Origin of the sequence: Isoptericola aurantiacus (assembly GCF_044769875.1) — a bacterium.
In the GTDB taxonomy this organism is placed as follows: Bacteria; Actinomycetota; Actinomycetes; order Actinomycetales; family Cellulomonadaceae; genus Isoptericola; species Isoptericola aurantiacus.
Genome location: NZ_JBJBAE010000001.1, coordinates 208,088 through 228,737, shown reverse-complemented (window position 1 = coordinate 228,737; position 20,650 = coordinate 208,088). Strand labels below are relative to the sequence as shown.

23 protein-coding genes and 3 tRNA genes are annotated in these 20,650 nt (G+C 73.1%); 22 read left to right on the top strand and 4 right to left on the bottom strand.

Annotated features, from left to right (window positions below; translation table 11 throughout):
• From ACIQLL_RS01070 to ACIQLL_RS01045, 6 genes are all read left to right on the top strand, one after another.
• Complete coding sequence (locus ACIQLL_RS01070; protein ID WP_402462034.1) at window positions 1–258, top strand: hypothetical protein; 258 nt, start codon at window positions 1–3, stop codon at window positions 256–258.
• A 67-nt stretch (window positions 259–325) separates the two neighbouring features.
• Complete coding sequence (locus ACIQLL_RS01065) at window positions 326–4,795, top strand: FtsK/SpoIIIE domain-containing protein (protein WP_402462032.1); 4,470 nt, start codon at window positions 326–328, stop codon at window positions 4,793–4,795.
• Between the two features lie 135 nt (window positions 4,796–4,930).
• Window positions 4,931–5,236, top strand: a complete 306-nt coding sequence (locus ACIQLL_RS01060) for a hypothetical protein (protein WP_402462030.1) — start codon at window positions 4,931–4,933, stop codon at window positions 5,234–5,236.
• A 5-nt stretch (window positions 5,237–5,241) separates the two neighbouring features.
• On the top strand, window positions 5,242–6,657 hold the full coding sequence (locus ACIQLL_RS01055) for a hypothetical protein (RefSeq protein WP_402462027.1): 1,416 nt from the start codon (window positions 5,242–5,244) through the stop codon (window positions 6,655–6,657).
• A gap of 28 nt (window positions 6,658–6,685) precedes the next feature.
• Window positions 6,686–7,315 carry a hypothetical protein gene (locus ACIQLL_RS01050; protein WP_402462024.1) on the top strand — a complete coding sequence of 210 codons (630 nt, stop codon included), beginning with the start codon at window positions 6,686–6,688 and terminating at the stop codon, window positions 7,313–7,315.
• Window positions 7,312–7,929: a hypothetical protein gene (locus ACIQLL_RS01045; RefSeq protein ID WP_402462021.1), complete on the top strand. Its 618-nt coding sequence runs from the start codon at window positions 7,312–7,314 to the stop codon at window positions 7,927–7,929. Before ACIQLL_RS01050 ends, ACIQLL_RS01045 begins: the two co-directional genes overlap by 4 nt.
• Here ACIQLL_RS01045 and ACIQLL_RS01040 read toward each other — a convergent pair.
• The gene (locus ACIQLL_RS01040; RefSeq protein WP_402462019.1) at window positions 7,920–8,162 is read right to left on the bottom strand and encodes a hypothetical protein; all 243 of its coding nucleotides are present in this window, start codon (window positions 8,160–8,162) and stop codon (window positions 7,920–7,922) included. The two genes, ACIQLL_RS01045 and ACIQLL_RS01040, sit on opposite strands and share 10 nt — an antisense overlap.
• Window positions 8,163–8,314: 152 nt before the next feature.
• Here ACIQLL_RS01040 and ACIQLL_RS01035 point away from each other — a divergent pair, with 152 nt between their 5' ends.
• The 9 genes from ACIQLL_RS01035 (at window position 8,315) to ACIQLL_RS00995 (ending at window position 14,830) form a co-directional block, all read left to right on the top strand.
• Window positions 8,315–9,061: a hypothetical protein gene (locus tag ACIQLL_RS01035; protein WP_402462017.1), complete on the top strand. Its 747-nt coding sequence runs from the start codon at window positions 8,315–8,317 to the stop codon at window positions 9,059–9,061.
• Window positions 9,062–9,181: 120 nt separating this feature from the next.
• Window positions 9,182–9,478, top strand: a complete 297-nt coding sequence (locus ACIQLL_RS01030; RefSeq protein WP_402462014.1) for a WXG100 family type VII secretion target — start codon at window positions 9,182–9,184, stop codon at window positions 9,476–9,478.
• An 80-nt stretch (window positions 9,479–9,558) separates the two neighbouring features.
• A complete protein-coding gene (locus ACIQLL_RS01025) occupies window positions 9,559–9,843 on the top strand; it encodes a hypothetical protein (RefSeq protein ID WP_402462011.1) in 285 nt (94 codons plus the stop codon).
• The gene (locus ACIQLL_RS01020; RefSeq protein ID WP_402462008.1) at window positions 9,840–11,153 is read left to right on the top strand and encodes a hypothetical protein; all 1,314 of its coding nucleotides are present in this window, start codon (window positions 9,840–9,842) and stop codon (window positions 11,151–11,153) included. The genes ACIQLL_RS01025 and ACIQLL_RS01020 overlap by 4 nt, the downstream gene beginning before the upstream one ends.
• Before the next feature lie 3 nt (window positions 11,154–11,156).
• Complete coding sequence (locus ACIQLL_RS01015) at window positions 11,157–11,759, top strand: hypothetical protein (protein ID WP_402462007.1); 603 nt, start codon at window positions 11,157–11,159, stop codon at window positions 11,757–11,759.
• Window positions 11,756–12,316 carry a hypothetical protein gene (locus ACIQLL_RS01010; RefSeq protein WP_402462004.1) on the top strand — a complete coding sequence of 187 codons (561 nt, stop codon included), beginning with the start codon at window positions 11,756–11,758 and terminating at the stop codon, window positions 12,314–12,316. Before ACIQLL_RS01015 ends, ACIQLL_RS01010 begins: the two co-directional genes overlap by 4 nt.
• Window positions 12,313–12,999, top strand: coding sequence for a hypothetical protein (locus tag ACIQLL_RS01005; protein ID WP_402462002.1), 687 nt, complete (start codon window positions 12,313–12,315; stop codon window positions 12,997–12,999). Before ACIQLL_RS01010 ends, ACIQLL_RS01005 begins: the two co-directional genes overlap by 4 nt.
• Window positions 13,000–13,065: 66 nt before the next feature.
• Window positions 13,066–13,956, top strand: coding sequence for a zinc metalloprotease HtpX (gene htpX / locus ACIQLL_RS01000; RefSeq protein WP_402462000.1), 891 nt, complete (start codon window positions 13,066–13,068; stop codon window positions 13,954–13,956).
• Window positions 13,957–14,005: 49 nt separating this feature from the next.
• Window positions 14,006–14,830 (top strand): potassium channel family protein, encoded by an 825-nt coding sequence (locus tag ACIQLL_RS00995; RefSeq protein ID WP_402461997.1) that lies wholly within the window; start codon window positions 14,006–14,008, stop codon window positions 14,828–14,830.
• 8 nt (window positions 14,831–14,838) lie between these two features.
• Here ACIQLL_RS00995 and ACIQLL_RS00990 read toward each other — a convergent pair whose 3' ends face one another.
• From ACIQLL_RS00990 to rarD, 3 genes are all read right to left on the bottom strand, one after another.
• Window positions 14,839–15,729, bottom strand: a complete 891-nt coding sequence (locus ACIQLL_RS00990; protein WP_402461995.1) for an HAD family hydrolase — start codon at window positions 15,727–15,729, stop codon at window positions 14,839–14,841.
• On the bottom strand, window positions 15,726–16,220 hold the full coding sequence (locus tag ACIQLL_RS00985) for a YajQ family cyclic di-GMP-binding protein (RefSeq protein ID WP_402461992.1): 495 nt from the start codon (window positions 16,218–16,220) through the stop codon (window positions 15,726–15,728). The genes ACIQLL_RS00990 and ACIQLL_RS00985 overlap by 4 nt, the downstream gene beginning before the upstream one ends.
• 79 nt (window positions 16,221–16,299) lie before the next feature.
• Window positions 16,300–17,280: an EamA family transporter RarD gene (gene rarD / locus ACIQLL_RS00980; protein WP_402461989.1), complete on the bottom strand. Its 981-nt coding sequence runs from the start codon at window positions 17,278–17,280 to the stop codon at window positions 16,300–16,302.
• Between the two features lie 171 nt (window positions 17,281–17,451).
• Here rarD and ACIQLL_RS00975 point away from each other — a divergent pair.
• The 7 genes from ACIQLL_RS00975 to ACIQLL_RS00945 all read left to right on the top strand — a co-directional run bounded on the left by ACIQLL_RS00975 (window position 17,452) and on the right by ACIQLL_RS00945 (window position 20,643).
• Window positions 17,452–17,533: transfer RNA gene (locus ACIQLL_RS00975), tRNA-Tyr, on the top strand.
• Between the two features lie 116 nt (window positions 17,534–17,649).
• Window positions 17,650–17,722: transfer RNA gene (locus tag ACIQLL_RS00970), tRNA-Thr, on the top strand.
• 64 nt (window positions 17,723–17,786) lie between these two features.
• A tRNA-Met gene (locus ACIQLL_RS00965) sits at window positions 17,787–17,860 on the top strand.
• A 95-nt stretch (window positions 17,861–17,955) separates the two neighbouring features.
• Window positions 17,956–18,126: a 50S ribosomal protein L33 gene (gene rpmG / locus ACIQLL_RS00960; protein WP_106267369.1), complete on the top strand. Its 171-nt coding sequence runs from the start codon at window positions 17,956–17,958 to the stop codon at window positions 18,124–18,126.
• A 23-nt stretch (window positions 18,127–18,149) separates the two neighbouring features.
• Window positions 18,150–18,629 carry an FAS1-like dehydratase domain-containing protein gene (locus ACIQLL_RS00955; protein WP_402461987.1) on the top strand — a complete coding sequence of 160 codons (480 nt, stop codon included), beginning with the start codon at window positions 18,150–18,152 and terminating at the stop codon, window positions 18,627–18,629.
• Window positions 18,626–19,051, top strand: a complete 426-nt coding sequence (locus ACIQLL_RS00950; protein WP_402461985.1) for a MaoC family dehydratase — start codon at window positions 18,626–18,628, stop codon at window positions 19,049–19,051. The genes ACIQLL_RS00955 and ACIQLL_RS00950 overlap by 4 nt, the downstream gene beginning before the upstream one ends.
• Window positions 19,052–19,158: 107 nt before the next feature.
• On the top strand, window positions 19,159–20,643 hold the full coding sequence (locus tag ACIQLL_RS00945) for a Tat pathway signal sequence domain protein (protein ID WP_402461982.1): 1,485 nt from the start codon (window positions 19,159–19,161) through the stop codon (window positions 20,641–20,643).
• Window positions 20,644–20,650 lie beyond the last annotated feature (7 nt).

The following is a 20,650-nucleotide window of genomic DNA, read 5'->3' as shown; positions in this document are numbered from 1 at the left end:
GTGAGCCGCGGCGCCCGCCTGTCGTGGTGGCAGCTCGTGGTCGTGCTCGCGGTCGCCGGGGCGGCGATCGCGTTCGTCGTGACGTACGCCGTCGGCGTCGTCTCGGACGGCGCGGGCACCGGTGACCCGGCGGACTTCTACCGGGCGGTCGGCCGCGAGCTGACCGACCCGACCACCTGGCGCGTCACCGCCGTCGGGGCCCTCGTGGGCGCCGTCGGCGGGGGCGTCGCCGCCCTGCTGGGGGGCCGGAGCAGATGACCTGGCGGCGCGACCTGCCCGCGGGCCCCTTGCCTGCATCCCGTGACGTCACGACCCGAGGAGAACGATGCGCGTCAAGGTGACGCTGCGGCGCCCGGACACCACGCACGACGACGTGGTCGTCACCGCGGACGCCGGTGCGACGATCGGCGAGGTCGCGACGACCATCGCCCGGGTGGACCCCGGCGCTGCCGGCGGGCCGAGGGACCGGCCGCGCACGCTGGAGGCGCGGCTGCCCGGGCAGGACACCCCGGTCCGGCTGCCGGCCGACGCCGCGCTGGGCGAGGCGTGGATCGGGTCGGGCGCCGAGGTGGCCGTGGTGGACACCGACCGACCCGGCTTCGAGTACGCGTCGTCGCGGGACACCCGGGCCACGCTGCGGTTCGCCGACGGCTCCGTGCTCGACCTGCCAGAGGGCAGCTGGGTGCTGGGACGCGCGGCGGGCAGCGACGTCGTGCTCGACGACCCGCTGGTCTCCAAGCGGCACCTGCGCCTCGACGTCGGCGACGTCGTGGACGTGGTCGACCTGGGGTCGGCGAACGGCATCCTCGTGGACGGCGACCACGTGCAGCGCCTGCGCGTCGAGGGCACGCAGCGGGTCGTCGTCGGCGACACGACGATGACGATCGAGCGGCGCCGCCCGCAGCACCTCTCGGGGGTCGCGCCGAAGGCGGGCCCGGTGCCGTTCACGCGCTCGCCGCGGGTCGAGGCCCGGTACGCCGGTGCGGAGTTCGACGCGCCGGAGGTGCCGAGGGAGACCGACCCGCAGCCGTTCCCGCTGCTGGCGATGATCGCGCCGATGCTCATGGGTGGGGCCATGTTCCTGGCGACCGGCAGGATCCTGTCCCTGCTCTTCGTCGTGATGACCCCGCTCATGCTGGCCGGCAACTACCTCACCCGGGGCCGTCAGGACCGCCGGCGCAAGGAGCGCGACATCGCGCGCTTCACCGAACGGCTCGACGGGCTGCGCGAGGAGCTCGCGGGTGAGGAGGACACCGAGCGGGCCGTGCGGCTGCGCGAGGCGCCCGCCACCCAGCACGTGTTCGTCGAGGCCATGCGCCACGGCCCGCTGCTGTGGACGCGCCGCCCCGAGCACTGGAGCTTCCTCAACATCCGGTTCGGCATCGGCACGATGCCGTCGCGCAACCGGGTCAAGGACACCGACCGCGGCGCGATGATCAAGGAGTACCGCGAGAAGCTCGACGAGGTCATCGACACCTACCGCGACATCTCGGGCGTTCCCGTCGTGGAGAACCTCTACGACGCGGGCGCCGTCGGCTTCGCGGGCCCGCCGGCGCGGGTCGTGGGCAGCGTCAACGCCGCCCTGCTGCAGCTCACCGGTCTGCACTCGCCCGCCGAGGTCGTCGTCACGGGCATGGTGAGCCCGGCCTGGACGCAGCACCTGCAGTGGCTCACCTGGATCCCGCACACCTCGTCGCCGCAGAGCCCCATCGAAGGCCACCACCTCGCGGACTCCGCCAGCGGCGCCGCCCGCCTCGTCGCGGAGCTCGAGGAGCTCGTCACCACGCGCCTGCGCGCCGCCCGGGGGGCCCGGCGCCGCGGGGCCGTCGACACCGACGACGCCGCCCTGGAGCGCGGCGCCGACGTCGGCGCCGACTCCCAGCAGGCGGGCACGCCGTCCCCCGTGCCGGCCGTCGTGGTCGTCATCTCCGACGACATCGACGTCGACCGGGCCCGGCTGGTCCAGCTCGCGGAGCAGGGCCCCGACGCGGGCGTCTTCCCGCTGTGGCTGGCCGCCGACCCGGCGGACCTCCCGGCGGCGTGCCGCTCGTTCCTCGACCTCGGCGAGGCCGGTCCGCGGGTCGGCATGGTCCGTCTCGGCCGGTGGGTCGACGACGTCGAGCTGGAGGAGCTGGACCCCACGTCCGCGCTCGACTACGGCCGGCGCCTCGCGCCCGTCTTCGACGCGGGCGCGATCGTCGAGGACTCCTCCGACCTGCCCCGGTCGGTGTCGGTGCCGGCGCTGCTGGGCCACGACCTGTTCGAGGACCCGGGCGCCGTCGTGGAGCGCTGGCGACAGAACCTGTCGATCTACGACCGCACCCAGGTGAGCCCGCGCAAGCGCGCGGGGTCGCTGCGCGCCATCGTCGGGTCGGCCGGCCTGGACGCTCAGCACCTCGACCTGCGCAGCCAGGGCCCGCACGCCCTGGTGGGCGGCACGACGGGCGCCGGCAAGTCGGAGTTCCTCCAGGCGTGGGTGCTGGGCATGGCGGCCGAGTACAGCCCCGACCGGGTGACGTTCCTGTTCGTGGACTACAAGGGTGGCTCGGCGTTCGCCGACTGCGTCCAGCTCCCGCACTGCGTGGGCCTGGTCACCGACCTGTCCCCGCACCTGGTGCTGCGGGCGCTCACCTCGCTGCGCGCCGAGCTGCACCACCGCGAGCACCTGTTCAACCGCAAGAAGGTCAAGGACCTCCTGGAGCTGGAGAAGCGCGGCGACCCGGAGACGCCACCCGCGCTGGTCATCGTCATCGACGAGTTCGCGGCCCTCGTGGGGGACGTGCCGGAGTTCGTCGACGGCGTCGTGGACGTCGCGCAGCGCGGTCGCTCGCTGGGCATCCACCTCATCATGGCGACCCAGCGCCCCGCGGGCGTCATCAAGGACAACCTGCGGGCCAACACCAACCTGCGCGTCGCGCTGCGCATGGCCGACGAGTCCGACTCCAGCGACGTCGTCGACATCAAGGACGCTGCGCACATCGACCCGTCGATCCCCGGCCGCGGCGTCGTCAAGACGGGTCCGGGGCGTCTCCAGGCGTTCCAGTCCGGCTACGCCGGCGGGTGGAGCACCCGCTCGCCGGAACGGGCCGCGATCCGCGTCGCCGGCCTGCACTTCGGGCGCGAGGAGCGCTGGGAGGAACCCGTCGTCGACGCCGTCGAGGAGGACGTCGACCTCGGACCGAACGACCAGCAGCGTCTGGTGGCACGCATCACCGAGGCGTTCTCGGCGGCGCGGCTGCCGGCGCCCCGGCGCCCGTGGCTGGACTCGCTCGCCGACGTCTACGACCTCACCCGCCTGCACCAGCGCACGGACACGGAGATCCTCGTCGGCGTGGCCGACGTCCCCGAGGCGCAGGCGCAGCGGCCCGTGTACTTCAACCCCGACATCGACGGTCACCTCGGGGTGTACGGCACCGGCGGCGCGGGCAAGTCGACGGCGCTGCGCAGCATCGCCACCGCCGCGGGCATCACGCCGCGCGGCGGACCGGTGCACGTCTACGGCCTGGACTTCGCGGCCGGAGCGCTGCGGATGCTGTCCTCCCTGCCGCACGTCGGCACGGTGGCGCGCGGCGACGACGTCGAGAGGGTCGTCGGCCTGATGCGGATGCTGCGCGACGAGCTCGTGCGCCGCGGTGAGGCGTTCGCCGCGGTGTCGGCCTCCAGCGTCACCGAGTACCGGCGCCTCACCGGGCGGCCCGGGGTGCCCCGCATCCTGCTGCTGGTGGACGGCTTCCCGGCGTTCCGCGACGACTTCGAGGTGGGCGCGGGCCGCTCGGAGTGGTTCGACGCGTTCCGCGACATCCTCAACGACGGTCGTGCGCTCGGCATCCACGTCGTGTTCACCGCCGACCGGTCGGGCGCCGTCCCCACGTACGTCCGCTCCATGGTGCAGCGCAACCTGCTGCTGCGGATGACCGACGACGGATACCTCGCGTTCAACGCTCCACGTGACGTCATCACGGCGGACTCGCCCAACGGCCGGGCCCTGCTCGACGGCCTGGAGCTCCAGGTCGCCGTCATCGGCGGCGTGCCGTCGGTGTCGGCGCAGGCGGCGGCCACGGAGAAGCTGGGCCGCTCGATGCTGGAGGCCGGGGTCCGGCCGGCACCGCAGGTGCGGGTCCTGCCCACGCAGTACCGCCAGGAGGAGCTGCCGCCCGCCGTGGACGGCCAGCCGGTGCTCGGTCTGGACTCGCTGGGCATCGCGCCGCTGCCGTTCGAGCCGCGCGGCACGATGGTCGTCGCGGGTCCGCCCGGGGCGGGGCGCAGCAACGCGCTCGTCACGATCGGTCGAGCCGTCGTGCGCGCGATTCCCGACGCGCGGCTCTACCTGTTCGCGCAGACCCGGTCGACCATCGCCGACCAGCTCCCGTGGGCGGACGTCGCCACCGGCGTCGAGAAGGTCAAGGGGCTCGCCGCCGACCTGCTCGCCGCCGTCCAGGACGAGGACGTCTCGCCCGGGATCGTCGTCGTCGTCGAGGCGATCAACGAGTACCTCCAGACCCCTGCCGACAAGGCGATCCAGGACCTCACCAAGGCGATCCGCAGCAGCGACCACCTGCTCGTCGCCGAGGCGGAGACGGGGGCGTGGGGTGCGACGTGGCCGCTGTTCGGCGAGGTGAAGAACGGTCGTCGCGGCCTGCTGCTCCAGCCGGAGAACCTGGACGGCGACACGATCCTCAAGACGTCGCTGCCGCGGTCCGGCAAGGGTGAGTTCCCGCCCGGACGCGGGGCGTGGGTGGCTCGTGGCAAGCACACGCGCGTCCAGCTCCCGCTCGTCCTGGGCGAGGGGGGGTAGCGAGCGGCCGGCGATGGGGAGTGCTCCCCATCGCCGGCCCGGCCCGGCGTTGGGTAGCCTCGGGCGACGACGGTCGAGCGGGCCGACGGCGACGAGCCGGGCTCCGCGCGGGAAGGCACGAGGGAGAGGGCGGTCATGGCGGGCTACGACCTGTCGATCGACATGGCGGAACTGCGCACGCTGGCGACGGACCTGGCGACCATCAGGGACGAGCTCGAGGGCGCGGGCGACGGCGCGGACGTCGCGGCGGACGCCACCGGCCACGACGGCCTGCGCGACGTCGTGCAGGACTTCGCGGACAAGTGGCGCATCAAGCGCGAGGAGATGACCGGCGACGTGACGAAGCTGCAGGACATCATCCAGCAGGTCGTGGACACGTTCACGCAGGTCGACGCCGAGCTGGCGAAGGCGCTCGAGGAGTCGGCGGGGAAGGCGGCCTGAGGACCATGACGGACACGCAGTGGCGCAAGCTCGACGGCGATGCCGAGCTCGTGCGCACCAAGGGCGAGAAGTACCGCCAGATCGCCGACGCGATCGACCGGGCCACGACGACGCTCCAGGCGATCGTCGACGACACCGGTACGACGGCGCAGTCGATGGACGCGACGCGCCGGCTCGCCTCCGACGTGCTCGAGGACATCGCCAAGGCGACCGTGCGGTACCGGGACACCGGTGACGCGCTGGTGGGCTACGCGGGGTCGCTGGATCCCGCGATCGTCGACTCGGACACCGCGGCGACCCGGATCGCCGAGATCGAGGACGACCTCGGGCCGGCGCGGTGGACGGCCTTCCGGGCGCAGCAGACCGTGGACTGGCAGGCGGTCGACGCCGCCCCCGCCGACGTGACCGACGCGAACGACGCCCTGCGGACGGCGGACGACCGGGTGGCCGGTCTGGAGCAGGACCTCGCCACGTGGCAGGCGCGCTGGACGGAGGCCAAGTCGGCCAAGGACTCGGCGGCCGGGACCGCGAAGGACAAGATCGACGAGGTCGTCACCGGCTCGAAGGTGAACGGCCTCGAGGACAGCACCTGGGACAAGATCAAGGACGTCGCGGCGTCGGTCTACAAGGTCTTCAAGATCATCTGCGACGTCGCGGGCATCCTGGCCATCTTCCTGTCCTGGGTGCCCGGCCTCGGTCAGGTCCTCCTCGCACTGGCGGCGATCGGCTCCCTCCTGGCGATCGTCGAGGGCATCGTGAAGATCTCCCGGGAGGGGTTCAGCTGGGGTGCGCTGGCCGGCATCGGCCTGGGCGTCCTGGGCCTCTTCGGCGGGAAGGCGATCGGCGCGGTGGCCAAGTACGCCAAGGCGCGGTCGGTGGTCCGGACCGCCGGGAGGATGTCGAGCACCGCGGCGAAGGCGAAGTTCGGCGGCGCGCTCATCAAGGGCTCCCGGCGCACGCTCGCGCTGTCCAGGGGGCAGCGGGTCACCGGCGTGCTGAAGTCCCCGTTCGGCCGCTCCGCGACGGACAAGGCGGTCTTCGGGCTGCTGAAGAACGGCGAGCGCGGCAAGGCGCTGTCGACGTGGCGCGCGGCGCAGTTCCCGCTGCCCTACAAGGACGGGGCGGCACGGTTCGCCCTGGGGAACGCCGACGTCATGGACATGCACACCCACTTCGGCAAGTTCACCGGGCTGGCGATGGACAACGCCACCGTCGGGGCAGCGGCCTTCGCGACGGTCGGCGCCGTCACCCACCAGGCGGTCAACCTCACGAACAACGCGTACAAGTTCGGGACGTCGGTCGCGGGCGGTGACGGGTGGGGGGTCGCCTCCAGCAGCAACTCCGTCGTCTCCCAGCCGGCGGGTGGCTCGTGGGGCAGCATCTCGGGTATTCCCATGAAGGTCGCCGGATGGTTCGGCTGACCGTCCCGCACGGAAGGAACATCGTCCGATGACGACCCTCGACGGCTTCGAGCTGCGGCTGCCACCCCGTTGGGTGGTGGTGCCGGACGACGTCGGCGACGGCGCGGGCTGGGCGCGGGGAGCGGCGTCCGCCCTCCTGGACGACGACCCGGCGACCGCGTCGGAGCCGGCCCTCCGGGCCGACACGCTCGACGTGCTCGCCGAGCAGCTCGCCGCGGTCGCGGAGTCGGTGCGCGGCACCGGTATCGCGGCGCTGACGGCCGCGGCCCTCGTGGACGAGCCGTCCCGCGGCGTCGTCGACGCGATGGTGACGCTCGTCGGGCAGGAGGACCTCGGCCGCGGGGAGTTCGAGGCGTCCCTGGCGGCGCTGGTCGAGGGTTCCGCCCCCGGTCAGGTGGTGCACGCCGGAACGGTGGACGCCGTCGCGGACGCCGGCGACCTCGCCGGGCTGCACCTCGTGCTGGCCGACGTCGACGACGAGGTGGACGGCGTGGCGGCGCTGGAGGAGCGGGTGGTGCTCGGGGTGTTCCCGCCCGGCTGCCGGGACATGGTCGAGGTCACCGCGGTCGCCCGCAGCGTCGGCACCTTCGCCGACATGCCGCAGGCGGTCGTGGACCTGCTCGCGGGGCTCAGCGTGGACGTCGGGGGTGCCGCGTGACGAAGGCGCTCACCTCGGCCGTCGGCCTGCGGGTCGTCGTGCCCGGCACCTGGGCGAACGTCCCGCTGGACGATCCGGCGAAGGCGGCGGCCTACGTCAAGAGGCTCGTGCGCCGGCAGGTCGGCGGCGCCGACCGGCTCGCGCGGATGCGCCGGGACGCGTCCCAGGAGCTGCTCGTCACCGCGCGGGACGCGGTCGGCATCGGCGTGCACACCTACCTCGTCTCGCTGGAGCTCCTGCCCGGTGTCCCGTTCCCGGCGGCGATGATGATGCGCGACGAGCCCTGGCCCGGTCCGGTCCCCTCGGCGTCCGAGGACCTCGGCCCGGTGCTCGCGGCCGCGTTCCCCGGCGGGGAGGTCGCGGTGCAGCGCAACGGCCCCGTCGTCCGGGACGTCGAGATGACGCGCGGGCGCACCAGCGACGCCGCCGACGCGGTGGACGTGCTGTCGATGCGGCTCGAGTACCGCGTGCCCTACCCGGACCGTTCGAGGCTGCTGCACGTCCGGGTGAACGTTCCGGACCTGCCCTCCGCCGAGCCCTTCGCGACGCTGTTCGACGAGATCGTCGACTCGATCACGTTCCTCGAGCCGGTCGACGCCGGGGATCAGCCGTGAGCGTCGTCGCCCGCCGCCGCCCCGCGGATGAAGCGCAGGAGCTGGGCGACGCCGATCCCGAACGCCACCACCGCCACGACGGCGACCGTCACCCAGCCGCCGACGGTCGAGAACAGGTCGGGGGCGAACGCCGCGAGGAGGCCGCCCGCGACGATCACCGCGATCCCGACGACGAGGAACGTTCCGGGGACCTTGCGGGCCCCGTCGCCGCCCTGTGTCGTGTGGTCGTTCATCGTCGTCTCCCTGGGTCGTCGGCGCGGTGCGTGCCCACCGCCACCGTGCGGTCGGCCGGGCCAGGCTACCTGGCGCCCGCCCCGGGTGGTGTGCCCGCATGACGTCCGCCCCGACGTCTCCGTCGGCACGACCGCCGTCCACGGTGTCGTTGGTGCTCCGCCCGTTCGGCTACGCGCTGCAGGGTGTGGTCTGGACGGTCATCTGGCTGGCGGCCCTGGCGATCTACCCGGGGTCGATGCTGTACGTCGCCGTCGACGACCCGGCGGCCGTGGTCCGGAACATGTCCGAGATGCTCTCGTCGCCCGTGCAGGCGACGGTGCTGGTGGTCGTCCTGGTCCCCCTGGTCGCGGTGGTGATGGGACCGGCGGCGCTCTGGCTGCTGCCGACGGCGTCGTGGCCCCTCATGGTGCTGTCGTGGGTGTACGTGGGGCGGTCGCTGCGGCCCGACCACCGCTCCGAGCGGCTCTCCCGCACCACCTGGGCGCGCCCCGGCGAGGCGTTCGGCCCGCCGACGGTCACCAGCGTCGCGATGTCGCTCCAGCCGGTGCGTCGCAGTCGTCTCACCGACGTGCTGATGCGGTTCTACGCGGCGGGATGGAACCCGGACGGGCGCATGTTCCTCGCCATGCTGCCGGCGGGTCTCGCCTGGGTGGCGGGCGTGGTCGCGCTGCTCGACGGCGTCCCCCCGGCGGCGCGATGGACGGCCGGTGCGGTCGCCGCGGCCCTCCTGGCGACGTCGGCGGTGCTGGGCGTCCGCGCGTTCCGGGCGCGGTTCGCCCCCCGGGTGACGCCGGCCGACGGGGTCGCGCGGTGGAGCCCCGAGGAACGCCGGGACAGGCTGGCCCAGCTGCGGCGCGCGCAGGCGTCCAGGCGGCGCGGGTCGGACGCCGGTCGGTAGCGTGTCCCTGCGATGGGGAGTACTCCCCATCGACGCCCGAGGCAGCGGTTCAGTAGTCTCGGTCACGACGACGGACCGACCGCTGAGGGTCGGGTTCATCCACTCACGAGGAGCAATGTCATGGCGAACGTCAACGTGTCCTACGACGAGCTGCGGTCCCAGGCCGGTCAGCTGCGCAACGGCCAGCAGCAGCTGACCGAGACCCTGCAGAACCTGCAGACCCAGGTCAACAACCTGGTCTCGTCCGGGTTCGTCACCGACCAGGCCTCGGGCGCCTTCCAGACCTCCTACGAGGAGTTCACCACGGGCACCACCCAGGCCATCGAGGGCCTGGAGGGCATGGCCTCGTTCCTCGAGCAGACGGCCCAGACGCTGTCCGACGTCGATACCCAGCTCGCGCAGGGCATCCGCGGCTGACGCACGGCGACATCCGACCGGCGGGGCGGCCCAGTGCGGGCCGTCCCGCTGCTCGTTCCGGCACGTGACGGCAGGGAGACATGACCGATCTGAGGCTCGACACCGCGCTGCTGGTCGACACCGGGGACCAGCTCGACCTGGTCGCCGCGGAGTTCGACGCCGCGGACACCTACGCAGGCCGGGTCGCAGACGCCGTCGGCGACGACGAGCTGGCCGAGGCGATCCGTTCGTTCGCCGGGGACTGGAAGGAACGACGCGCGACGATGCGCGACTCGGTGGCGAACGTCGCCGAGCTCGTCGGTGCCGTCGGCGAGCAGTTCGAGGGCGTGGACTCCGACCTCGCGACGTCGCTGGAGGAGTCATGAGCTGGGAACCGCTGGCGGCGGCGAACCCCGTGCCGGGGGACCCCGACGTCTCGACGAGCGCCGCGACCTACTACGGCGAGGTGGCCGCCGCCATGGACGACGCGTGGGCGGCTCTCGGCGTCATCGAGGAGACGGACGGCTTCACCTCGGACGCCGTGGACGCGCTGCGCGAGAAGACGGACGACGTCCGTGCCGAGCTGCAGAAGGCGAGCACCCGGTACTCGGCCGTCGCCACGGCGCTGTCCACCTACGCGGTGGCGCACCGACAGGCGCAGGACGACGCCGCGGCGCTCCTCACGCGGGCGCAGGAGGCGCAGGGGGCCCTCGACGAGGCCGAGCAGGCGGTCACCACCGCTCAGGGCAACTATGACGACGCCGTCACCACCGCCCGCACGACGGGCGAGCCCGTCGACTCCGCGGCGACCTGGATGCTGCGCACGCAGGTCTCCACCCGCGACACCGCCCGCACGTCCCTGAGCCTCACCGTCGGCGAGCTCGACGGCATCGTGTCGACATGGCGCGCCGCGGCGCGAGCGGCCGCCGGTGATATCCGCGAGGGCGTCAAGGCCAGCGACCTGAACGACGGCTGGTGGGAGAAGTGGGGCTCCGACCTGGCGAGCTTCGTCTCGAAGTGGGCGGGGAAGATCGCCATGTGGGCCGGCATCGCGGCGCTCGTCCTGGGCTGGGTACCGATCCTGGGCCAGATCCTCGCGGTCGTCGCGCTCGTGGCGACGGTCGTGGCGCTGGTCGCTGACATCGCGCTCGTCCTGCACGGCGAGGGGGACTGGGTCAACGTCCTGCTCGGCGTCGTGGCCGTGGCGACGTTCGGCGTGGGCCGGGGCGCCGGCGCCGCCTTCAAGGCCACGGGGGCCCGCGGTGTCGCGCAGGGTGCGGCGCGGCAGACCCGCCTCACGCAGAACATCAGCCGCTTCGGCAGCCCTCAGACGCGCAACGTCGTCCGGAGCACCTGGAGCCGTGCGACCTCAGGGTTCCGCAGCGCGGACGTGCGCTGGAACAACCCGGTGACATGGTTCCAGCAGGGCGTGCGATCGTTCTCGGGACTCCGGGGGCGCGCCTGGATCATGAACTTCATGGGCCACTCCGACGCGGCACGGTCCTTCCAGGCGCTGAGCAACGCGAACGGCGTCCGGCAGTTCGCGCAGGGGGCGACGGCGTACCCGGCCACCCTGCACCGTCTGGGCTCCCTCAACCCGCTCGCCGTCGGCTCCCTGGGCACCGTCGTCGCCCCGTACGTCAGCGACGTCGTCGGCAATGGCACACTGCTCTACCGTGACCAGAAGACGTGGTGACCGATGACGGATGACGGGACGCGTCCCGGCGCGGACGAGGTGTTCACGTTCCCGCCGCGCCCGGGCTGGATCTTCTGGCCGGCCGGGCTCAACCCCGCCGGCTGGGGCGACATCGCCGCCGAGGTGCCGGGGGGCGAGAACGACGACGCCGTCATCGCCGCGGTGCGGGCCGTCGACGAGCGGGCCGCGGGCGCGGGCGACGCCTGGGGCGCGGGGATCTGGTTCGATCCGGCGAACGACCACCGTCCGACAGCGAGCCTTCTCGTGCGGACCTTCCGCGCGCGGGGGGACGTCACCAAGGCGTTCCGCCGTGCGGTCAAGGGCGCGCGACGGGTGCCGCGGATCCCTGGCGTCGTGGTGGACGGCTACACGTCCGACTCGGTCGAGACCGGCAGCGGTCCGCTCCTCGTGCAGGTCGTGGACACCTCCGACGCGACGACCGGCCAGGTGCTCCACACCTGGCGGTTGAGTCTCTTCCCCCTGTCCCGCGACGAGGTCGTCGAGATCGAGTGCGACACGCCGTACTCACACCTCGTGGACCACGTCGAGGACGAGATCTCCGAGCTGGTGAACGGTTCGACCTACGCCCGGCTCGAGGTGTCGTGAGCTTTCCCGCGGACCCGCCCTGGCCCTCCCAGACGGTGGCCGGCCTCTTCCTGATCGCCGTGGTCGTCTTCTTCGCCTGGTTCTGCCTGCGGGGACCGGCGCATGTGCCGGCGGTCCGGGCCGTGGTGCTCGCCGCGGCCGGCGACGGCCCCGAGCGGCTGTTCCGCATCGGGGTCGCCTGGGCGATGTTCGCTGCCGCCGGCGCGTGGCTGGCGGTCCAGATGGCGACCGACGCACTGCGCGACGTCGAGCAGGACGGGTTCGACGTCTGGTGGGCGGCGGGCCGCCCCGACGACTTCCCGGTCCCGCCGTCCGCGGGGATCGGCGCTGTGGCATGGCTCGGGCTCGCCGTCGCGTCGTCGGCCGTCCTGTGGGGGATCTGGTACGTCCTCCACGGCTTCCAGCGTCACGGCTCCGGACGACGTGCGGTGCAGGTCGTCGCTCTCCGGTTGAGCCTCGGGTCCCTGGTGGTCCTCGCCTACGGTGGGGTCCTGTGGTGGGAGGTCGCGCGGCAGCAGCACGCCTGGGCGAGCTGGATCGAGGCGTTCCCCGGATGAACGACGTCGTGGCGCTGCCCACCGACCTGCCGGCCGCGCACGACGGTGCCGCCGACACCCTGCCGGAGCCGGGGAGCGAGCGGATCGACCTCGCCGAGGCGGCGACCCACTGGGCCTTCGTGTACCCGAACGGCTGGTGGCCCGTCCCGTTGGACGACCCGGCGTCGATCGACGCGCGGGTGCGCGACGTCGTCGTGCAGCGCCTCGGCCGACGCGACGACCGGGCGCGCGCCCGCCGGGAGGCGCGGGACAACCTGACGGCGGCGGCCCGCGGCGCGGCCGAGGCGGGCGCGGCCGCGATCACGGTGTTCGCGATGGACGTCGGCGACGTCGCGCTGACGGGCACGATGGCGGTGTTCCCCGTGGGCGCCGTGGCGGGCGGCACCGACGAGCTCGTCGCCCGGCTGGCCGGGACGCTGGTCGGCGCGGACGTCGACCGGCAGGAGCTCGAGGACGGCTGGGTGCTGCGCGCGGTACGGCAGACGGAGGTCGAGCGCACCGACGCCGAGGGCGCACCGCTGCTGCCCGAGCTGCGGGCCGACTACTGGACGGCCCGGCGCGGGCTGGAGCCGGTGCTCAACGTGTCCTTCACGACACCGTTCGTCCCGCTGCGCGAGGCCATGCTGGGGCTGTTCGACGCCGTCGTGCTGTCCCTGCACCCCGTGGTGCGCACGCCCGCCTGAGGCAGCACGGGAACCGGCGACGTAGCCTGCGCGTTGCACCGGTGTCGTCAACCAAGGAGATCAGCGGTGGGTCATCGCCATTTCAACGGTCTCAAGACCGTCCTGCTGTTCGGCGTGCTGTGGGCCGTCCTGCTGGGGCTGTGGGCCGTGTTCTTCCGTGGCAGCCAGGGCATGCTCCTGCTGTTCACGGCCTTCGGGCTCATCGGCACGTTCGTCGGGTACTGGAACTCCGACAAGATCGCGATCAAGGCGATGCACGCCTACCCGGTGACCGAGCTCGAGGCGCCGGAGATGTACCGGATCGTGCGTGAGCTCTCCACCGTGGCCCGTCAGCCCATGCCCCGGCTCTACATCTCCCCGACCCAGGCCCCCAACGCGTTCGCCACGGGCCGCAACCCCAAGAACGCCGCCGTCTGCTGCACCGAGGGCATCCTGCGGATCCTGGACGAGCGCGAGCTGGGCGGCGTGCTCGGCCACGAGCTCATGCACGTCTACAACCGCGACATCCTCACCTCGTCGGTGGCGTCCGCCCTGGCCGGCGTGGTCACGTCGCTCGCCCAGTTCCTGCTGATCTTCGGCGGCGGGGACCGCCGGGACGGCGGCAACGTGCTCGCCTCGCTCGCGCTGGCGATCCTCGCCCCGTTCGCCGCGATGCTCATCCAGATGGCGATCTCGCGGACCCGCGAGTACGACGCCGACGAGGACGGCGCGAAGCTGACCGGCGACCCGCTGGCGCTCGCCTCGGCCCTGCGCAAGCTGGAGCGGGGGACGGCGGCCGCCCCGCTGCCCCAGACGCGGGACCTGGAGAACGTCTCCCACCTGATGCTCGCCAACCCGTTCCGCGGCGGCGGCATGGCCAAGCTGTTCTCGACCCACCCGCCCATGGACGACCGCATCGCCCGCCTGGAGCGGATGGCCGGCGACGGCTTCGGCCCGGGCGGCATCACCCGGTACTGACCCGCCCCGCGCCGGTCGCCGTCCCCGGGGTTTCGCTACGCTGCTCCGGATGACCGTCGACTCCGCACCGCCCCGCGCCCTGAGCCCCGAGCACGACGAGGACCCCCGCGTCGCCGCCTGGGAGCAGCGCATGGAGTGGCCCCTGATCGTCGTGGCGGGCCTCTTCCTGGTCGCCTACGCCGTCCCGATCGTGTGGCCCGACGTCGCGCCGGAGGTCCGCCGGGCGTGCTCGTTCGCGGTCCTGGGAACGTGGCTCGTCTTCGCCGTCGACTACGTCGCGCGGCTGCTGCTCTCCCGCCACCGCTGGTACTTCGTGCGGCACAACCTGCTGGACCTGGCGATCGTCGCGCTGCCGATGCTGCGGCCGCTACGTCTGCTGCTGCTCGTGTCCGCGATCCAGCGGCTCAACCGGGCGGGGGCCAACGCGATGCGCGGCCGGGTCGTCACCTATGCGGTGGCCGGGTCGGCCCTGCTCGTGCTCGCCGGAGCGCTGGCGGTCACCGAGGCCGAGCGCGGCGCCGAGGGCAGCACTATCCAGAACGTCGGCGACGGGTTCTGGTGGGCGCTGGTGACGATGGCCACGGTCGGCTACGGGGACACCTACCCCGTGACGATCACGGGGCGCTTCGTGGCGGTCGGCATGATGCTCGGCGGGATCGCCGTCCTCGGTGTCGTGACGGCGACGTTGTCGTCCTGGCTCGTGCAGAACGTCGAGGAGACCGCGCAGGAGGGCCGGGCCGAGCGCCGGGACTCCACCGACGACCTCTGGGCCCGCCGCGGCGACGTCGAGGGACTCGTCGCCGAGGTGCGGGCGCTGCGCGAGGAGGTCTCCCGGATGCACGAGGAGAACCGGACCGCGCGGCCCTCCGGCTGAGCGGCCGGTCAGCCCGCGGCGGCGCGCAGCGCACCCTCCAGCGCCGCCGCCACGCCGTCGTCGTCGTGACCGCCGACCACCTCGTCCGCGCAGGCGAGCACGTCGGGGTGGGCGTTCGCGACGGCGAGCCCGCGGCCCGCCCAGCGCAGCATGGGCAGGTCGTTCGGCATGTCGCCGAACGCCCAGACGTCGTCGGCGTCGATGCCGAGCCGGGCGCACCAGCGCGCGAGGGCGGCGTCCTTGGTGACCCCCGGCGCCAGCAGCTCGGCCAGACCGGCCGCGCCCGAGAACGCCAGGTGGGCCCGGTCCCCGACGACGGCGCGGACGGTGGCGAAGAACGCGTCCTGCGCCGCGTCGTCGACGGCGCCCCGCTGGACGTCGCCGACCCGCGTGGACAGTCCGGTCCCGGGACGGACGGCCAGGAGCTTGCCCACCGGCGACCGGGACGGGGACGTGCCGGTGGCACGCAGCGTCTGCTCCACCGGGAGCCTGCGGACCGAGGCCGGCAGCCCGGGCTCGTCCTTCGGGAACCAGGGGTCGAAGACGGGACCGTCGGCGTGCTCGAGCGCCAGCGCGACGCCGGGCACGGCCGAACGGAGCGCGTCGACGAGGGCGCGGACGTCGTCGACGTCGAACCCGTCGACCTCGAGCGCGCTCGCCGAGGCGAGGTCCCACACGGCGGCACCACCCAGGCAGACCACGCGTCCGTGCCCACCCACGCAGTCCGCCAGACCGGCCAGCCACCGGGGCGGTCGGGCCGTCACCAGGACGACCTCGACACCGGCGTCCTCGACGGCGCGCAACGCGGCCCGCGTGCGCGCCGAGACGGTGCCGTCCGAGCGCAGGAGCGTGCCGTCCAGGTCCGAGGCGACCAGCCGGGGAAGCCGGCCGGCGGTCACCGGTAGTTGGTGAACTGCAGGGCCACGTCCAGGTCGGCGCCCTTGAGCAGGGCGATGACCTCCTGCAGGTCGTCGCGCTTCTTGGAGCTCACGCGCACCTCGTCGCCGGTGATCTGCGTCTTGACGCCCTTGGGGCCCTCGTCGCGGATCAGCTTGGTGATCTTCTTGGCGTTCTCGCTGCTCAGCCCCTCCTTGAGCGTGGCCGGGAGGCGGTACTCCTTGCCCGAGGCCTGCGGCTCGTCCTCACCGGTGTCGATCGCCTTGAGGGAGACGCCGCGCCGGATCAGCTTGGTCTGGAAGACGTCGAGGACCGCGTTGACCCGCTCGGCGGAGTTCGCCACCAGGACGATCGCGTCCCCGCTCCAGGAGATCGAGGCGCCGACGCCGCGGAAGTCGTAGCGCTGGTTGATCTCCTTGGCGGCCTGGTTGAGGGCGTTGTCGACCTCCTGGCGGTCCACCTTGGAGACGATGTCGAAGGACGAGTCGGCCACGGTTGCTCCTTGCGTGCGGTGTTCGGGTGTGGTCCCACGGTAGTCCGTGCGGCCCCTGTCGCGGTGGGGGAGCGGTGCCTCAGCGGCGACGGGGAGGGCGCCGCGGGCCGGCCTGCTGAGGTCCTGCAGGGTCGAGGTCCGCCGCCGGTGCCCGGGCGGCGAGCCTCGTCGCGCGGGACGTCCGCGTGGCGTCGACCGTCAGGACGACGAGCGCGATCCACACCAGGACGAACCCGGCCCAGCGCTGCGGTGTCATCTGCTCGCCGAAGACCAGCAGCGCGACGAGGAACTGCAGCGTGGGCGTGAGGTACTGCAGCATCCCCACGACCGACAGCGGCAGGCGGCGGGCCGCGGCCCCGAACAGGAGCAGCGGCACCCCGGTGGCGACGCCCGCCGAGACGAGCAGCAGCAGGTGGCCGGCGCCCTCCTGCGCGAACGTCGAGGCGCCGGTGGCGGTCAGCCAGACCAGGTAGGCGAGCGCCAGCGGTGTGGTGATCGAGGTCTCGACGGCGAGGCTCGGCAGGGCGCCGACGGTCCGACCCACGCGGTTCTTGGTCAGCGAGTACAGGCCGAACGAGAACGCGAGCGTCAGGGAGATCCAGGGCAGCCCGCCGACGCCGGTCGCGATCACGGCGACGGCCGAGGCGCCGAACCCGAGCGCGACCCACTGGGCCGGGCGCAGCCGCTCCCGCAGCGCGATCACACCGAGCAGCGTGGTGACCAGAGGGTTGATGTAGTACCCGAGCGCGGCGTCGAGCACGTGCCCGCTGAGCACGGCGTAGACGTAGGTGACCCAGTTGACCGTGATGAGGACGGCGGCGACCGCCAGGACGGCCACGGTGCGAGGGCGGCGCAGGACGTCGGTGTAGCTGCGCAGCGTGCGGGTGGCCGCCAGCAGGACCAGGCAGAAGACCAGCGACCACACGATGCGGTGGGCGATGATCTCCACCGCCCCGGCCGGCTCCAGGAGCGGGAAGTACAGGGGCATCGTGCCCCAGAGGAGGTAGGCGCCGATCCCGAGCGGGAGGCCCCAGCGGTCGGGGGCAGCAGGTGCCGTCACCTGTGAAGGATAGTCCTGGCGGGGCGTCGGACGGAGACCCGTGCCGAGGGGTCGCGGGGAGGCCCTCGTGCGCTGTCAGGATGGCGTGACGAGGGCCACTTCGGGCCGATTACCACCCGGGCCCCTCGGCCCGCTATTGTTGTCTCCGCGAGTTCGTCCGCGAACTCGCTCGGCAGGTTGCCCGAGCGGCCAAAGGGAGCTGACTGTAAATCAGCCGTCATCGACTTCGTGGGTTCGAATCCCTCACCTGCCACCGCACGGAGCGTTCCTCACCTCGGTGAGGGTCCTCCGGCACCTGGGGAAGGCGCAGGTGCGGCATCGTGACCCGGATTTCTCCGGGCGCACGGAGCCGTGTAGAGTCTTCCCCGCGCCCCGATAGCTCAGTCGGTAGAGCATCTCCATGGTAAGGAGAAGGTCAAGGGTTCGATTCCCTTTCGGGGCTCTGTGACATGACGCGGGACCGTCTTCCGGGCGACCGGAGGTTGGTCTCGCGCTCCGTCACGCGCGGCGGGGTAGCTCAGCTGGTCAGAGCGCACGACTCATAATCGTGAGGTCGCGGGTTCGAGCCCCGCCCTCGCTACCGAACACAGCACCACACGGTTCGACGGCCGGCGTCGGACCACCCAGATCCTTGACGCACGTTGCGCCTTCCGGGGGCGCGAGAGGTGACACACCATGGCTTCCAAGAGCGCGGACGTCCGCCCGAAGATCACGCTCGCCTGCGTGGACTGCAAGGAGCGGAACTACATCACGAAGAAGAACCGGCGCAACAACCCGGACCGTCTGGAGATGGCGAAGTTCTGCCCGCGTTGCGGCAAGCACACCGCGCACCGCGAGACCCGCTGATCTCTCGGCAGGACCACACCGACGTGGCGAGCACCGTTCCCGACCCGGCCTACGCCGGGCGCGAGTACCCCGCGACCGAGGCCTACGCCGTCGGGCGGGAAAAGCTCCGCGAGTTCTCGACCGCCGTCGGAGCCGACCACCCCGCGCACCACGACATCGTGGCGGCGCGGGGTCTCGGCTATCCGGACCTGGTCGCTCCGCCCACGTTCGCCGTCGTGATCGCCCAGCGCGCCGAGTCCCAGTACGTCGCGGACCCGGCGGCCGGGATCGACTTCTCCCGCGTGGTGCACGCCGACGAGGGCTTCACGCACCACCGCCCGATCGTGGCCGGGGACGAGCTGCGCACGGTCCTGCACGTCGACTCGATCACCCAGCGGGCCGGCATCTCCATGATCAGCACCCGGTGCGAGATCTACGCCGCGGGGGGCGAGGGCGCCGAGCTGGGCGAGCACGTCGCCTCGGTGACGTCCAGCCTCGTGGTCCGTCCGGAGGAGTCCGCATGAGCCGCCCCGTCCTCGCCGACCTCACCGTGGGCGACGTCGTCGCCACCCGCGCGGTCGAGCTCGACCGCTCCACCCTGGTCCGCTACGCGGGCGCCAGCGGCGACTTCAACCCGATCCACTGGGACGAGGGTTTCGCCACCGACGTCGGGCTGCCCGGCGTCATCGCGCACGGGATGTGCACGATGGGCACCGTGATCGGCGTGGTCGAGGACTGGGCCGGCGACCCGGCGGCGATCGTGCGTTACGGCACCCGGTTCACCAAGCCGGTGCCCGTGCCGGCCCGCGGCACCGCCGTCGTCGAGGTGGCCGCCACCGTGGGTGCCCTCGACGCCGAGGCGGGCACCGCCCGGATCGATCTGGCCGTGACCCACGACGGAGCCAAGGTCCTGGGCCGCGCCCAGGCTCTCGTCCGTCTGTCCTGAGCCCTCCGCCCGGGTCGGCCGGGCACTTCCCCCCGTCTGGTGACACGAGTATCCTGACGATGCTGGTAGCGCTCCCACGCGGAGCGTCGACATCAAAGGAGATGCTCATGACCCAGACCCCTCGGCCGGGCCCCGTCGCCGACCCGCCCTCCGCACCACCGCCGTCGCTCCCCGCCCTCGGGCGGCGCACCGTTCTCGTCGCCGGAGCCGCCGGCGCGCTGACCGTGGCCACCGGCGGAGGGGCCTGGGCAGGCCCCGCGACGTCCGCCCGTCCGCTCGGGCGGCGCCCCGGACACCACGCCGGCGGCTCGCCGGACCACGTCGGATCGGTGCGGCGCGCCCAGGACTTCCTCGACGCCATGACCGACGCCTACCCGGACGTCAACCCCGGTCCTCGTATGGCCCAGTCCTACGCCGACCAGCTCGGCCTCTTCTCCACGGCGTTCGTCTACGACGTCGCCCTGACGATCTGCGCGTCGCTGACCGGCGGTCGCACCGAGCGTGCACGGGTGCTGGCCGACGGGCTGGTCTTCGCCCAGGAGCACGACCCCGTCTACGACGACGGCCGGCTGCGGCAGGGCTACAACACGGGTCCGTACACGTTCTACGACGGCAACCCGCAGCCGTACGGGCTCGAGCTGCCCGACGGCACGGCCAACATCGGCTGGCAGTTCGGGTTCCTGGGTACCGCCGTCGGCGACATGGCCTGGCCTGGCATCGCCCTGGCGCACACCTACGCCGCGACCGGCGAGCGCCGCTACCTGGACGCGGCGGTGCGCATCGGGGACTGGATCCTGGCCAACACCTGGTCCGAGCGCACCCTGGGCGGCTTCTCGTTCGGCGTCGACGGCGCGAACACCCCGGTCCCCAACGGGTCCACCGAGCACAACATCGACTGCGTCGCGTTCTTCCGCCTGTTGCGCGCCCTCGAGGGTGGACGGCGGTGGGCGCGGGCTGCCGACCATGCCCGGCGGTTCGTCGACAGGATGTGGGAGCCGCGCGGCGGGTACTTCTACACCGGCACGAACGACGGCGAGGCGATCAACCCCGAACCCCTGCCGCTGGACCCCCAGACCTGGGGCTGGCTGGCCCTGCGGGAGAACCGCTACGGCCGGGCGCTGGACTGGGCCGCGTCCGACCTGGCCGCGACGGACCGCGCGGGGTCGGCCGGCTCGCAGCTGCCCGACGGCGTGACCATCTCGGGTGTGACGTTCTCCAGCGCGAGCCTGGACTCGACGGCGTCGTACAACGGGATCCCGGTGCACCCCGAGGGGGTATGGCTGGAGGGCACCGCCCAGCTCGCCTGCGCGTTCGCGGACCGCGACCGCGGACGGCGCGACGCCGGCCGCGTCGAGGCTCTCCTGGCCCAGGTCCGCCGGGCCCAGGCCGAGGTCGGCGCCGGGCAGACCGTCGGCGGCCGGGCGTTGCCGGCGCGGGCAGGGGTGGTCGCGGCATCGAGCCTGCTCGACTCGGGGTTCGGGTTCGGCTACTTCCAGGTGCAGCACACCGGTGCGACGTCGTGGTACCTCATGGCCGCGGCGGGGGTGAACCCGATGCAGGTCAACGGGCTGCGCCGGGCCCGCCACCACTGACCCCTCA